Below are 13,908 nucleotides of genomic sequence, written 5' to 3'. Positions count from 1 at the left end.
AATCTTTTTCAGTTATAACCTGTGCTTTATTACTCTTCATGTTAAGTTGCAAAAGCGATGATGACGATATTAGGTCAACTCCCGACATAAATGTAAGCTTGATTAAAACCTTAGGAGGCACAAAAAATGACAGCGGACAATCCGTTGTTGCCACTTCAGATGGAGGTTACGCCATACTAGGCTTTACACAAAGTATGAATGGGGATATTACAGATAAAAACAACGAAAGTTTTGATTTTTGGGTGTTAAAATTTAACGCTCAAAATGAATTGCAATGGCAAAAAACGTTTGGTGGTTCTGCAGACGAACGCGGAAGTTCTATTATTCAAACGCAAGATGGAGGTTATGCTATTTTAGGTTTTAGTTTTAGCAATGATGGTGATGTTTCAAACAATCATGGCTCGCAAGATTATTGGCTAGTAAAACTAGATACCAATGGCAATTTAATTTGGCAAAAATCGTTTGGATTTCAAGGAGCAGATTCTGGAATTTCAGTTATTCAAACTAACGACCAAGGATATTTAATTTCAGGTATTTTAGATGTGACAGCTTCCGGAGGTGAGGGAAATTCTTCGAGAAGCACACAGCATCATGCTGGTGGAGATTATTGGGCTTTAAAACTAGACACCTCAGGAGCAATGGAATGGAGCCAATATTTTGGTGGAAATTTTACGGATACACCTCACGATGTTATTCAAACAGAAGATAACGGATTTATAATCGTTGGAAGTTCTGATAGTAACGATACCGATATTTCTAGCAACATCGGTACTTATGATTTTTGGGTGGTAAAAATTGCAGCTACTGGCAATTTGGTTTGGGAGAAATCGTACGGAGGCACTCAAATTGATGAAGCCAGAGCCATTGCAGCCACTAATGATGGTAATTATTTAATTGCCGGTGATACTAGAAGTAATGATATTGATATAGCATATAATAACGGGGCAGCAGATTTATGGCTAATTAAAATATCGCCAGAAGGCAACTTACTTTGGGAAAAAACCATCGGAGGCTCAAGTTTTGATGTGGCACGTTCTATTATTAAGTCTCAAGATAATGGTTTTATTTTAGCAGGAAGTTCGCGAAGTAATGATAGCGATGTCGCAACAAACAAAGGCCAAAACGATGCTTGGATTCTAAACATTGACAGCAATGCAAACTTACTTTGGGAAACCACAATTGGAGGCTCAAATATAGATTTTGCATATAGTGTCGCTCAACTAAACGATGGTTCTATTGTTGGGGTGGGAGACAGCACAAGCGACGATGGAGACATTATAGAAAATAAAGGATTTACAGATTTACTATTAATAAAAATTGATTAAAATATTATGAATTCGACGATTTTTAAACACTACGTATACTTTTTTAATATTAAAATTACAGCACTAGTATTACTAATAGGTTTAGGGTTTTCATCTTGTAGTGAAGATTTAGACGACAACCTTACCCCAACAATACAAATAACATTTAAATTTACACACCATTGGGATAATGAACCTGTGACTAACTCTAGTTTAAATATCTTACAGTTTACAAATGCAAATGGCGAACTTTTAAGCATAGAACGTCTTCGGTATATTATTTCTGGAATTAGATTTACAAACAGTGCTAATGAAAGTTTTCTTTTAGATAGCTACAATTTAGTTGACCTTACTAGCAATAAAGGTTTAAGTTATACTGTACAAACTGAAATTCCGGAAGACACATACAGTGTATCTTTCACTTTTGGCTTAAATAATGAAGATAACTCAGAAAATTATGTAGATCTAAATTCAGAATCTTTTAATGTTCCTGATATGATGGGAGGTGGTTATCATTATATGCAATTTGACGGAAAATTTATTAATACTAATTCTGAAGAACAAGGTTTTAATTACCACGCTATAAGAGCTGTTGATAATGCAGGAACGGACCCAACATCTCCGCAGGATACCTTTTTTACAGTGAACTTAGGAACTATTACAGTTTTAAACCGCACAGAAATAGAAGTAAAAATGAATATTGCCGAATGGTTTACAAACCCAAACCTTTGGGATTTAAATGAATTCAACCAAATGCTAATGCCAAATTCCGCAGCGCAAATAATGATATATGAAAATGGACAGAGCGTTTTTAGTTTGGGAGAGGTTACACAATAATTTAGATCCTTATGCGAATCAGGTCAATCTTAATAGTTTCATTTATATTCTCTTTTTTGAGCTGCTCAAACGAAGACATAACTTACGAACCTGTACCTCAACCTTTAGAAATTCCTCAAATATTTTCTGACAATATAATTGCTCCAGTAATTCCAAACGACAACCCACAAACGGCTGAAGGTGTTGCTTTAGGCAAAAAATTATTTTTTGATACTATTTTATCGTCCAACAATACACAAGCCTGTGCAAGTTGTCATTCACCACAAAACGCCTTTACAGACATAACTCCAACAAGCGTAGGAATTGATGGCATTTTTGGCACACGAAATTCTATGCCCTTATTTAATTTAGCTTGGAACTATAACGAACGATTTAATTGGGATGGCACTGCTCTAAGTTTAGAAAGACAAGCCGAAGAACCTGTAGAAAATCCAATAGAGCTTCATAGTAATTGGGACAATGTTATTTCGAGATTACAATTAGATTCTGAATATCCAGAACTTTTTAAATTAGCTTTTAAAACGTCGACCATAACAAAAGAATTAACTACGAAAGCGATTGCTCAATTTGAACGTACGTTAATTTCAGCAAATTCAAAATTCGATAGATATTCTTTAGGAGAAGCCACCTTAACACCTCAAGAGCTAAATGGATTAGACGTGTTTTTAAGAGAAGATAAAGGAGATTGTTTTCATTGTCATGGAAATCCTAATAACCCTTTATGGACAGATAATTTATTTCACAATAATGGTTTAGACAGTGCGTTTACAGATTTAGGTTTAGGAAGTACAACTGGAGATCCAAACGACAATGGCAAATTTAGATCACCCTCACTTCGTAATTTAGCCTACACAGCACCTTATATGCACGATGGCAGATTTAGCACACTAGATGAAGTAATAAATCACTATAGTGAAGGGCTTCAGAATTCTTCGACTATCGACCCTTTAATGAAACAAATTTCTCAAGGCGGAGTTCAATTATCGCAAGATGATAAAGCAGATCTTAAAGCGTTTTTACTCACACTATCAGACCCTTCTTTTATTAATAATTCTGAATTTCAAAATTAATTTTCCGACGAAATACATCAATTTTATGCATTTCATCGAAAAAGTAGGTATTTTAACATGATTTGGATTTGGTTTATTAAATTGCTCTACCCTAAGTCAATAAAAATGAAACCTAACTCTACTAAAGTACTACCATGTGCTGTTTTTGGCCATAACTATAAACGATCCAAAACCAATATTGATCATACTATTGAAATGACCTGTTCGCACTGCGATACAGTTGTAGTTACTGATCGTCATGGAAATTTTGAAACTATTACAGTTTCTAACTCTCAAATCGCAGATACATTACAAGAATTATATCGTCTTAATAGGCGCATTCCTAAGGCAAAAGTAGCGGTGTAATTACACATTCTTCTTGGTTTAACTTGAATAGCTAAACCCTATTAAACCATATGCTAATATAATGTTAGTACCTATGGTAAAACCCTTGTTATATCGTATATTTGCATTCTATTTAGAACAAATCTAGTTAAACGATATGATTAAAGTATCTGATCACGCAAAAAAGAAAGTCATAGAACTTATGACTGATGATGGTTACGACCCAAGCACAGACTACGTTAGAGTTGGTGTTAAGAGTGGAGGCTGTTCCGGTTTGTCATATGATTTAAAATTTGACAAAGAACAAGCTGCTGAAGATGATAAGGTATTTGAAGTCAATGATATTAAAATCATTGTTGACAAAAAGAGTTTTCTCTACCTTATTGGCACTACACTAGAATATTCTGGAGGCTTAAACGGAACAGGTTTCGTTTTCAACAACCCAAATGCCAACCGAACTTGCGGTTGCGGTGAATCTTTTTCACTATAAAAAATTAAAACACACATGTCAAAATATACAGAAGACGATCTTAGAGAAGAATTAAAAACCAAAGAATACGAATACGGTTTTTTCACAGATATAGAATCTGAAACATTTCCTATTGGTTTAAATGAAGACATCGTTCGCGCTATTTCAATGAAAAAAGAAGAGCCCGAATGGATGACAGAATGGCGATTAGACGCTTTTAAAATTTGGAAAGAAATGGCTGAGCCTGAATGGGCAAACGTGCGTTACAAAAAACCAGACTTTCAAGCAATTGCTTATTATTCTGCACCCGTTTCTGTAGATCCAAACAAGACTTTAGACGATGTAGATCCTGATCTTTTAGCAATGTATAAAAAGTTAGGGATTTCAGTAGATGAGCAAAAGAAAATGAATAACGTTGCCATGGATATCGTTGTTGATTCCGTTTCTGTAGCCACAACATTTAAAAAGACATTATCTGAAAAAGGTATCATTTTTATGAGTATTTCTGAAGCTATAAAAGAGCATCCAGAACTTGTAAGAAAGTATATTGGAACCATTGTCCCAACAAAAGACAACTTTTATGCGGCTTTAAATTCGGCAGTATTTAGTGATGGATCGTTCTGTTACATTCCAAAAGGCGTTAAATGCCCTATGGAATTGTCAACGTATTTTAGAATTAACCAAGGAGGAACAGGGCAATTTGAAAGAACGTTACTTATTGCAGATGAAGGCAGTTACGTCTCCTATTTAGAAGGCTGTACAGCACCAAGTAGAGATGAAAACCAATTACACGCAGCCGTTGTAGAACTAATTGCAATGGATGATGCCGAAATAAAATATTCTACTGTACAAAACTGGTACCCAGGAAATTCAGAAGGAAAAGGTGGTGTTTACAATTTTGTTACTAAGAGAGGTCTTTGTGAAAAAAACGCAAAAATCTCTTGGACACAAGTTGAAACTGGTTCTGCGGTAACTTGGAAATATCCTTCATGTATCTTAAAAGGTGACAATTCAGTAGGAGAATTTTATTCTATTGCGGTGACTAATAATTATCAGCAAGCAGATACTGGGACTAAAATGATTCACTTAGGTAAAAACACAAAGTCAACGATTATATCTAAAGGAATTTCAGCCGGTAAATCACAAAACTCGTATCGTGGATTGGTTCAGATTGGTGCGCGTGCGGATAATGCGCGTAACTTTTCTCAATGTGATAGTTTATTAATGGGAAATGAATGTGGTGCACATACTTTCCCTTACATAGAAGCTAAAAATAAAAGTGCCATGATTGAGCACGAAGCTACGACAAGTAAAATTGGAGAAGATCAAATTTTTTACTGCAACCAAAGAGGTATTGATACCGAAAAAGCAATTGCATTAATTGTAAATGGTTTTAGTAAAGAAGTCCTGAATAAATTACCAATGGAATTTGCTGTAGAAGCTCAAAAATTATTAGAGATTAGTTTAGAAGGTTCTGTAGGATAATGAATTCCTACGAAACCAGGAATATCAAACAAACGTTTAAAATTATATTTTCTATAAAATGAAAAAAACACTATTCATATTAACATTAGCTTTAGCATTAGTATCTTGTAAAGACTTCAAAGAAGGGGTTAAAGACGGTTATAATGATGCCAAAGCAGAAGCTGAAGCAACTCAAAAGGAAGGTGTAAAATTATATGCACTAGACGGAGGAACAGTGCAAGTAAATATGCTAGAAATTTTTTCTCAAGACACAACCTACCAAGGACAGTCTAAAACATTCGCTGATGCCTTTTATATTATTGAACACCCAAATGGCCGAATGCTTTGGGATGCTGGTTTAGCCGAAGGCCTAGTTGGTCAAGAGCCATTTACAACACCAAATGGTGCATTTACAGTCTCTCGTAAAGATTCTATAACCGCTCAACTTAAAGCATTGAATTTAACACCAAAGGATTTCGATTTTATTGCCTTATCGCACACACATTTTGACCATTCTGGTTCGGCTTCAAAATTTGCCGATGCTACTTGGTTAGTTCAAACTTCAGAATACGATTTTATTACGAGTGAAGAACAGAAAAAAGGAGATAACTATCCAGCCATTGCTGCTTTAACCAATGTTAAAAAACTAAACGGAGAGCATGATGTTTTTGGTGACGGAACAGTCGTCATTAAATCCATGCCAGGTCATACTCCTGGACATCAAGTTTTGTTCTTAAAATTAGAGAATGCCGGTAATGTATTACTTACAGGTGACTTATATCATTTTCAAGAAAACAGAGATACTAAAGGTGTCCCAAGTTTTAATTACGATGTAAATGCTACTTTAAAAAGTATGGACCTTTTTGAAGCGCTCGCAAAAGAGACGAATGCAGATGTTTATATTCAGCATAGCGCAGACGATTTTAACCGATTACCAAAATATCCTAAATTTTTAGACTAATGATAAGAAACACATTCGCAATACTAATGTGCCTTGCACTATTTGTTTCCTGTAAAAATGAAGAGAAACAAGATGTTAATCTCGAAGAAAATCGTGCAAAATCTTACGATCAAAACGATGGTCTTATAACCTTAAAAGGGGATTTTGTGTATTTCGCAGATGCGGCAGTTTTACAAACATCTTCAGAGATTTATGGTGTGGTAATCGACGAGAATATGCACAAGTTAGATGCGCAAACAAAGGCATTTAAAAAAGAAGATACAGATATGGTTCCTGTAACCGTAAGAGTTAAAAAGTTCGAAAAAAACAAAGACGAAGAAGGCTGGCAATACAGAGTAGAAATCAAAGAAATCTTAAAAGTAGAAGCACCAGACCCAAATAAAGAAGACGTTATAAAATTAGCAAATTAAAACTATGTTAAAGATCAATAATTTACACGCAAGTATAGAAGATAAAGCCATTTTAAAAGGTATTAATCTCGAAGTTAATGCAGGAGAAGTTCACGCTATAATGGGCCCAAATGGTTCAGGAAAAAGTACACTTGCTTCAGTAATTGCAGGTAAAGAAGAGTACGAAGTTACAGAAGGAAATATATTATTAGAAGGCGAAGACATCGAAGAATTAGCCGCTGAAGAACGTGCACATAAAGGTGTGTTTTTATCGTTTCAATATCCTGTAGAAATCCCAGGAGTTAGCGTAACTAACTTTATAAAAACGGCCATTAACGAAACGCGTAAAGCAAAAGGTTTAGGTGACATGCCAGCAAAAGATATGCTGAAAATGATCAGAGAAAAATCTGAACTTTTAGAAATTGATCGTAAATTTTTATCGCGTTCATTAAATCAAGGATTTTCTGGAGGAGAAAAGAAACGTAACGAAATCTTTCAAATGGCAATGTTAGAACCAAAATTAGCCATCTTAGATGAAACGGATTCTGGTTTAGATATTGACGCATTGCGTATTGTAGCCAATGGTGTAAATAAATTAAAATCTAAAGACAACGCTGTAATTGTTATTACGCATTACCAACGTTTATTAGATTATATCGTTCCAGATTTTGTACATGTGTTACTCAACGGAAAAATTGTAAAATCAGGAGGTAAAGAATTAGCACACGAGTTAGAAGCTAAAGGTTACGATTGGATTAAAGAAGAGGTTAACGCATAATTAGTAGGCAGTGGTCAGTCTTCAGTAAGCAGTAACTTACCTAGATGTGACTATTTGTAGCAAAAACATTAAACAAAGTATTAATTCTATAGTTACAGTTTGCTATTGAGCCAACTGAATACGGAAAGACTTAGTACTGAAGACCTAAAAAAATGAGTTTAAAAGAAAAATTAGTATCGTCATTTATGGCATTTGAGGACACGGTTGATGTGCACTCGTCAGTACACGATATTCGTACTGAAGCTATAAAGACTTTTGAAGCTGAAGGATTTCCTTCTAAGCGTCAAGAAGACTGGAAATATACATCGTTGAATTCTATTTTAAAACAGGATTATAGCGTGTTTCCTAAGCATGAAAATGACTTAGAATTTAAAGACGTAAAGAAATATTTTATTCATGATATTGATGCGTATAAAATCATCTTTATCGATGGAAAATACGCCTCTCATTTATCACAAACAACGCATGATGGTTTAGATGTTTGTTTAATGTCCGCAGCTTTAACCAAACCTAAATACAAAGTGATTATTGATAATTATTTCAATAAAATTGCGAAAAAAGATGGTTTATCTTCTTTGAATACAGCATTTTCTATGGAAGGTGCATACATCAATATTCCGAAGAATAAAGTCGTTGAAAAACCGATTCAAATCATTCATTTTTCAACAGGAAACGAAGCTGCAGTAATGTTGCAACCTCGTAATTTGATTGTTGTAAATGAAAATTCGCATGTTCAGATTATTGAGCGTCATCAGAGTTTAACAGATAACCCTGTTTTAACGAATAGTGTGACAGAGATTTTTGCAAACAAACGTGCGATTGTTGATTATTATAAAATTCAGAACGATAGACAAAGTGCGTCATTAATAGATAACACTTTTATTAATCAAAAGCAGGAAAGTTTAGCCAAAGTGCACACCTTTTCTTTCGGTGGAAAATTAATTAGAAACAACCTTGAGTTTTATCAAAACGGAGAACGTATAGATTCTACCATGAAAGGTATTACCATTATTGGTGATAAACAACACGTAGATCACAACACACTAGTACATCATATTGAACCAAATTGCGAAAGTCACCAAGATTACAAAGGTATTTTTGATGATAGTTCTACAGGAGTGTTTAATGGTAAAGTTGTCGTTGAAAAATTAGCGCAGAAAACCAACGCATTTCAAGCAAATAATAACATTTTAGTTAGCGATAAAGCGAGCATTAACACTAAACCTCAACTCGAAATTTTTGCAGATGATGTAAAATGTTCTCATGGCTGTACTATTGGTCAGTTAGATGAAAGTGCAATGTTTTATTTACGTTCTAGAGGAATTCCTGAAAAAGAAGCACGCGCGTTATTAATGTTTGCCTTTAGTAATAACGTTTTAGATTCTGTGAAAATTCCAGAAATTAAAAATAGAATTACTAAAATTATCGCAAATAAATTGGGTGTAAATATTGGGTTTGACCTATAAGTTTTACCAAGTATTAAAATTAAAAAAGGATTGCTATTTAGCGATCCTTTTCTTTTTTGAAAATGATTTCTTTTACAGTACCATCACAAGATAATAGCATACCTGTAATGGTGTCATTTTTATCTTTTATAAAATGATAAAGTGTTCTATCATTATTTCCAAATTCGTTTAATTGAATAGGTTTCAAATTAATGACTTCTTTTTCTTTGTAAGTCAATTTAAGCGTATTTTCTTCTGTATAAAAATGATACCTAACATCCAATTCTTCAGAATAAAAATCACCTCCAAAATCTGAGACTTCAACGGATTCAGCATCAATAAAGTTAGCGTGTTCAAAATAAAATGGTGTTCCACCAAATGAAATAATCATATCGTGAGATACTGAAGGTGTAAAATCGTATTTCACACTTTGACTTTGAGATCTATGAAACTTATTTTGTTCATATTGCACAAGAGCTGCAGCAGTTCTTCCCATAGAGCCAACTGATTTTAGCGTGTCATTTTCTACAAATATTTTCATAGTCATATCACTATTGATTTCTTTGTATTCACCAATAAACTTATTAAAATCTTGTTTTTGAAATGAGACACGATCATCGTTTTCTTCTATTGTCTTTTCAGTATTAGATAAAAGAATATCTAAAATTTGATAGCCAATTCTAGGCGCATCAATAGATTGTAAATTTGTTAAGACAATGATTCCTATTTGTTTTTCGGGAATTGTTATTAACTGTGAGCGTCCGCCAAAACCAAAACCACTATGACTTATTGCTATATAAACTTTATATTCATCGACCATCAACCCTCTTGCATATTTTGCGCTTCCGCCAGATGTTAATAGTTCAGATTCCTTTAAGAATTGCGCCAATGATTTAAATTCTATGTTTTGTTCATTCAGCATTTCCATCCAAATAGCCATATCATTTACTGAAGACCCCATGCTTCCTGCACCATAACTCAATTGGTCATTAATATTAAATCTGTAACCATCTCGATGTTTTTGATAACCAACCGCTTTATTACTAATGGGTTTTCCATGTTCAACTCTTACAAAAGTTGAATTCATTTTTAAAGGATTCAAAATTTTGAGTTTCAAATACTCATTCAGGTTTTGCCCTGAAATACGCTCAATAATTATGGCTAATAAATTATAATTCGTATTAGAATAGCTCACTTTTTCTCCAACTAAATGGTTCAAATTTTTCTGTTTAATGGCTAATTCTAATACTGTGTTATTGTCATAATAAGACGTATCATAATCAAAACCTGCCAAATACATCAGAGTGTGATAATTACGAATACCACTCGTGTGGTTCAGTAAATGTTTTATTCTAATGGTTTCTTCATACTCTGGAAATTCTGGCAAATACATTCTAATATCATCTTCTAAACTGATTTTACCATCATTTGCCAAAGCCCAAATAGCCGAAGCTGTAAATTGTTTTGCAATGGATGCTAAACTAAAAACGGTAGAATCAGAATTCTTAATGCTATAATCTAAACTAGAAAGCCCAAAACCTTTAGAATAGATAGACTGACCTTGATTAATCACCTTTACGCTCAATCCTGGCGTATCATTAGAAACATATGCTGCTAACAATTCATCAATTTTTTGATTTGCATTTGTTTGTGCTTTTGAACTTAAAAAAACAAACACACCAATCAATAAGCACGTGCTTCTTAAATTGAACATTGCTTATATTTTTGATAGAAATAGGTTGGAATAAGTCCGAAATTAAGAAATAGAAAGCCAATAAAAACAATGATTCCTCTGTATGGCCAAGTCAAAAACTCGAACATAGCACCAATTCCGAGAATAAAAAAAGTAATAAATCCGAGGATGTAAAATGATTTTTTCATGATAAAATGATTTAAGAAAATTTGTGAATAGATTTTTTATAGCTCGCGTAAAAATGAACTGGTAGTATTACTAACACTGCAATGACAATAGCACCAAGTAACCAAGCATTAGCATAAGGCCATTGCATCATTTGAAAAACCAAACTAACCACCAACAATAAAATCACCATAAAGCCTGCAGAGAATTTCAACTTATTGAATGTCATAATTTGCTTCGCGAACTTTTGATAATTGGTTTCTAATTGTAAATTCTGAAAACTAGAATACCCACCAAATTTCTGCAACGCTCGTTGATATAATGCATTAAAATCATCAGAATTTTGATGCTCTATATATGTACAGATATGGTCTAGTAAATCCTCTCTTAAATCTTTATTTTTAACACCATATAAGGTTAAATTGTTTTCAATAAAGGCGATATGCTTTTCTGATAATTCCATGATTATATCGGTTTTGGATTAAAAATTAAACTTAAAGTCTCAATAAAATCATTGATTTCTTCAGTAACAGTCTCTACCATTTTCTTCCCTTCTTTAGTGACTTTATAATATTTTCGAACACGCTTACCAATAAAAACCTTTTCAGTTTCTAAAACTTTTTTCGCTTCAAGCTTATGTAAAATGGGATATAATGCCCCTTCTGAAATATCTATTTTTCCTGAAGTCATCGTTTTCACTTCTTGTGTAATCTCGTAACCATACATTCTACCCTTTTCGTTTATGAGCTTTAAAATGATAGGTTGCAATGTTCCTTTTGTTAATTCTTTACTATACATATTACAAATATACATTTTATATAAATGTATCCTAATAAAATGTGTATTAAATATTTTAATGAATACTTATAAGTTTTTCTTTAAGAACAATGCGTTGTATCTTTGTAACTAGGAATTAAGCCCATGTTAGACGTACAAAAAATAAGAAAAGACTTCCCCATTCTCAATAGAACGGTTAATGGGAAACCACTCATATATTTCGATAATGCTGCAACTTCGCAAACACCTCAGCAAGTCATTGATGTTATTGTAGATTATTACAGCAATTACAATGCAAATATTCATAGAGGTGTGCATAGTTTAAGCCAGGAAGCAACGGATGCTTACGAGCAAGCACGTAATAAGATTCAGAAACATTTTAATGCCAAACAGAGTCACGAAATCATTTATACTGCTGGTACAACGCATAGTATCAATTTAGTTGCTAACGGATTTTCTTCACTCTTAAAAAAAGGAGATGAAATTATTGTTTCAGCTTTAGAGCATCACAGTAATATTGTGCCTTGGCAAATGTTTTGCGAACGTACGGGAGCAACTCTGAAAGTCATTCCCATGAATGAAAATGGAGAATTAATACTTTCGGATTATGATGCCCTTTTGAATGAAAACACCAAATTGGTTTTTGTAAACCATATTTCGAATGCTTTAGGTACTATAAACCCAATTGAATATATTATAGAAAAAGCACATGCCGCTGGTGCTGCTGTTTTGGTTGATGGTGCACAATCTTGCCCACACTTAAAACCAGATGTTCAAGCATTAGATGTTGATTTCTATGTCTGCTCTGCTCACAAAATTTGCGGACCTACAGGAGTTGGTATGTTATACGGAAAGGAAGAATGGCTTAATAAATTACCACCTTACCAAGGGGGAGGCGAAATGATTGCAGAAGTGTCGTTTGAAAAAACCACGTATGCAGGTTTACCTCACAAATTTGAAGCTGGCACACCAAACATCTGTGGAGGCATTGCTTTTGGAGCTGCTTTAGACTACATGAATGCTATTGGCTTTGAAAATATCGCTGAATACGAAAATGAGCTCTTAGCTTACGGAACAGCAGAACTACAAAAAATTGAAGGCTTAAAAATTTACGGCACAGCAAAAGAGAAAACCTCTGTTATATCTTTTAATGTTGGGACTATTCATCCTTATGATATCGGAACAATTTTAGACAAAATGGGCATTGCTGTACGAACAGGTCATCATTGTGCACAACCTATTATGGATTTTTACAAGATTCCGGGAACCATCAGAGCGTCTTTCATGTTTTACAACACAAAAGAAGAAATTGATGCTTTTATTGTAGCTTTAAAGAAAGCAATAATGATGCTTTCTTAAACTTTGGCATTAAACGTGTATTTACATATTTCAAAACCTTAAATGATGAAATTTCTACTTAGTTTATTCACGCTTTTAATAACGATAAGCTCTTGTAAATCCTCAACAGATGTTGTTGAAAACAGTAAAAATATGCAAGAAACACTTTCAGGGACCTATTACATAACGCAGCTAGAAGGTACTAATGTTATTTCAAACAAACTCGTAATTACTTTTGACGAGACTTCTAATAACGTTAATGGAACCGCTGGTTGCAATAGTTTTTTCGGGAGTTATTCGACAGAAAACAATACAATTACATTTGGAGATATTGCTGCTTCAAAAAGGTTGTGTCCCAAAGACATCATGACCATTGAAAAGCAGTTTTTAAAATCTTTGAGTCTTATTAATTCGTTTTCAATTGATACAAACGTAATTTCATTTTTACAAAATGATAAGATTTTAATTTCAGGAACGAGGATTGCGCCTATTAAAAAAAAATCTATAACTAATGACACTTATAAAACGGCTGTTAAATATCAAGCTTCAACACGAGGTTCGTTTGATTTCATTTTAATCGCTAAACAAAAAATGTCTATTTCTGAAGATCAAAGTCTTCAAAATATTAAAAACTATACCATTGATACAACTGAATGGGAGGAGCTTAAAAGGTTAATAGACGCCGCAGATTTAGAAGGGCTTTCAGAACTAATCCCACCATCTCACAACCACCAGCATGATGGAGCAGCACACGCAACATTATCACTTCAAATAGGTGATCTAGAATACATGACTCCGACATTTGACCATGGAAATCCCCCAAAAGCTATTGAAGCTTTAGTTAATAAAGTGTTATCCATTAAAGAAAACACCATAAAACAATAGCGATTTTGT

The 13,908-nt window shown here is 33.7% G+C and carries 16 protein-coding genes and 1 pseudogene; 12 read left to right on the top strand and 5 right to left on the bottom strand.

What is annotated here, in order from left to right:
• Positions 1-38 precede the first annotated feature (38 nt).
• Together BLT80_RS03375 and BLT80_RS20250 are read left to right on the top strand one after the other, a co-directional pair.
• Complete coding sequence (locus BLT80_RS03375) at positions 39-1,325, top strand: hypothetical protein (RefSeq protein ID WP_245710079.1); 1,287 nt, start codon at positions 39-41, stop codon at positions 1,323-1,325.
• Between the two features lie 6 nt (positions 1,326-1,331).
• Positions 1,332-2,021: pseudogene (locus BLT80_RS20250) on the top strand (MbnP family protein); the annotation flags it as partial.
• Positions 2,022-2,060: 39 nt separating this feature from the next.
• Here BLT80_RS20250 and BLT80_RS20460 read toward each other — a convergent pair.
• Positions 2,061-2,138 (bottom strand): DUF5371 family protein, encoded by a 78-nt coding sequence (locus BLT80_RS20460; protein WP_175455556.1) that lies wholly within the window; start codon positions 2,136-2,138, stop codon positions 2,061-2,063.
• Positions 2,139-2,197: 59 nt separating this feature from the next.
• Between BLT80_RS20460 and BLT80_RS03365 the strand changes: the two genes are divergently transcribed.
• From BLT80_RS03365 to sufD, 8 genes are all read left to right on the top strand, one after another.
• Complete coding sequence (locus BLT80_RS03365) at positions 2,198-3,211, top strand: cytochrome-c peroxidase (RefSeq protein WP_394331382.1); 1,014 nt, start codon at positions 2,198-2,200, stop codon at positions 3,209-3,211.
• Positions 3,212-3,316: 105 nt separating this feature from the next.
• The gene (locus BLT80_RS03360) at positions 3,317-3,556 is read left to right on the top strand and encodes a hypothetical protein (RefSeq protein ID WP_139181006.1); all 240 of its coding nucleotides are present in this window, start codon (positions 3,317-3,319) and stop codon (positions 3,554-3,556) included.
• A 136-nt stretch (positions 3,557-3,692) separates the two neighbouring features.
• Positions 3,693-4,025, top strand: coding sequence for a HesB/IscA family protein (locus BLT80_RS03355; RefSeq protein WP_020897561.1), 333 nt, complete (start codon positions 3,693-3,695; stop codon positions 4,023-4,025).
• 15 nt (positions 4,026-4,040) lie between these two features.
• Positions 4,041-5,489, top strand: a complete 1,449-nt coding sequence (sufB, locus tag BLT80_RS03350; RefSeq protein ID WP_092466162.1) for a Fe-S cluster assembly protein SufB — start codon at positions 4,041-4,043, stop codon at positions 5,487-5,489.
• A gap of 58 nt (positions 5,490-5,547) precedes the next feature.
• Positions 5,548-6,429 carry an N-acyl homoserine lactonase family protein gene (locus BLT80_RS03345; RefSeq protein WP_092466161.1) on the top strand — a complete coding sequence of 294 codons (882 nt, stop codon included), beginning with the start codon at positions 5,548-5,550 and terminating at the stop codon, positions 6,427-6,429.
• Positions 6,429-6,839: a hypothetical protein gene (locus tag BLT80_RS03340; protein WP_245710078.1), complete on the top strand. Its 411-nt coding sequence runs from the start codon at positions 6,429-6,431 to the stop codon at positions 6,837-6,839. The genes BLT80_RS03345 and BLT80_RS03340 overlap by 1 nt, the downstream gene beginning before the upstream one ends.
• Before the next feature lie 4 nt (positions 6,840-6,843).
• A complete protein-coding gene (sufC, locus tag BLT80_RS03335; protein WP_092466159.1) occupies positions 6,844-7,596 on the top strand; it encodes a Fe-S cluster assembly ATPase SufC in 753 nt (250 codons plus the stop codon).
• Positions 7,597-7,748: 152 nt separating this feature from the next.
• Positions 7,749-9,062, top strand: a complete 1,314-nt coding sequence (gene sufD / locus BLT80_RS03330; RefSeq protein ID WP_092466158.1) for a Fe-S cluster assembly protein SufD — start codon at positions 7,749-7,751, stop codon at positions 9,060-9,062.
• A 37-nt stretch (positions 9,063-9,099) separates the two neighbouring features.
• On the opposite strand, the gene BLT80_RS03325 is transcribed toward sufD, so the two are convergent.
• Genes BLT80_RS03325 through BLT80_RS03310 form a run of 4 tightly spaced genes read right to left on the bottom strand, consistent with a single transcriptional unit; the run spans position 9,100 to position 11,697 of the window.
• Entirely contained in the window at positions 9,100-10,755 is a 1,656-nt protein-coding gene (locus BLT80_RS03325; RefSeq protein ID WP_092466157.1) for a serine hydrolase domain-containing protein, read from the bottom strand.
• Entirely contained in the window at positions 10,743-10,922 is a 180-nt protein-coding gene (locus tag BLT80_RS03320) for a hypothetical protein (protein WP_092466156.1), read from the bottom strand. Before BLT80_RS03320 ends, BLT80_RS03325 begins: the two co-directional genes overlap by 13 nt.
• An 11-nt stretch (positions 10,923-10,933) precedes the next feature.
• Positions 10,934-11,362: a hypothetical protein gene (locus BLT80_RS03315; RefSeq protein WP_092466155.1), complete on the bottom strand. Its 429-nt coding sequence runs from the start codon at positions 11,360-11,362 to the stop codon at positions 10,934-10,936.
• Positions 11,363-11,364: 2 nt separating this feature from the next.
• Entirely contained in the window at positions 11,365-11,697 is a 333-nt protein-coding gene (locus BLT80_RS03310) for a PadR family transcriptional regulator (RefSeq protein ID WP_092466154.1), read from the bottom strand.
• 123 nt (positions 11,698-11,820) lie between these two features.
• Between BLT80_RS03310 and BLT80_RS03305 the strand changes: the two genes are divergently transcribed.
• Both BLT80_RS03305 and BLT80_RS03300 read left to right on the top strand, forming a co-directional pair.
• Positions 11,821-13,035 (top strand): aminotransferase class V-fold PLP-dependent enzyme, encoded by a 1,215-nt coding sequence (locus BLT80_RS03305; protein ID WP_092466153.1) that lies wholly within the window; start codon positions 11,821-11,823, stop codon positions 13,033-13,035.
• 45 nt (positions 13,036-13,080) lie between these two features.
• A complete protein-coding gene (locus BLT80_RS03300) occupies positions 13,081-13,899 on the top strand; it encodes an META domain-containing protein (RefSeq protein WP_175455540.1) in 819 nt (272 codons plus the stop codon).
• Positions 13,900-13,908 lie beyond the last annotated feature (9 nt).

It is taken from the genome of Winogradskyella thalassocola (genome assembly GCF_900099995.1).
GTDB classification, from domain to species: domain Bacteria; phylum Bacteroidota; class Bacteroidia; order Flavobacteriales; family Flavobacteriaceae; genus Winogradskyella; species Winogradskyella thalassocola.
This window is presented reverse-complemented; position numbering and strand designations above follow the sequence as displayed.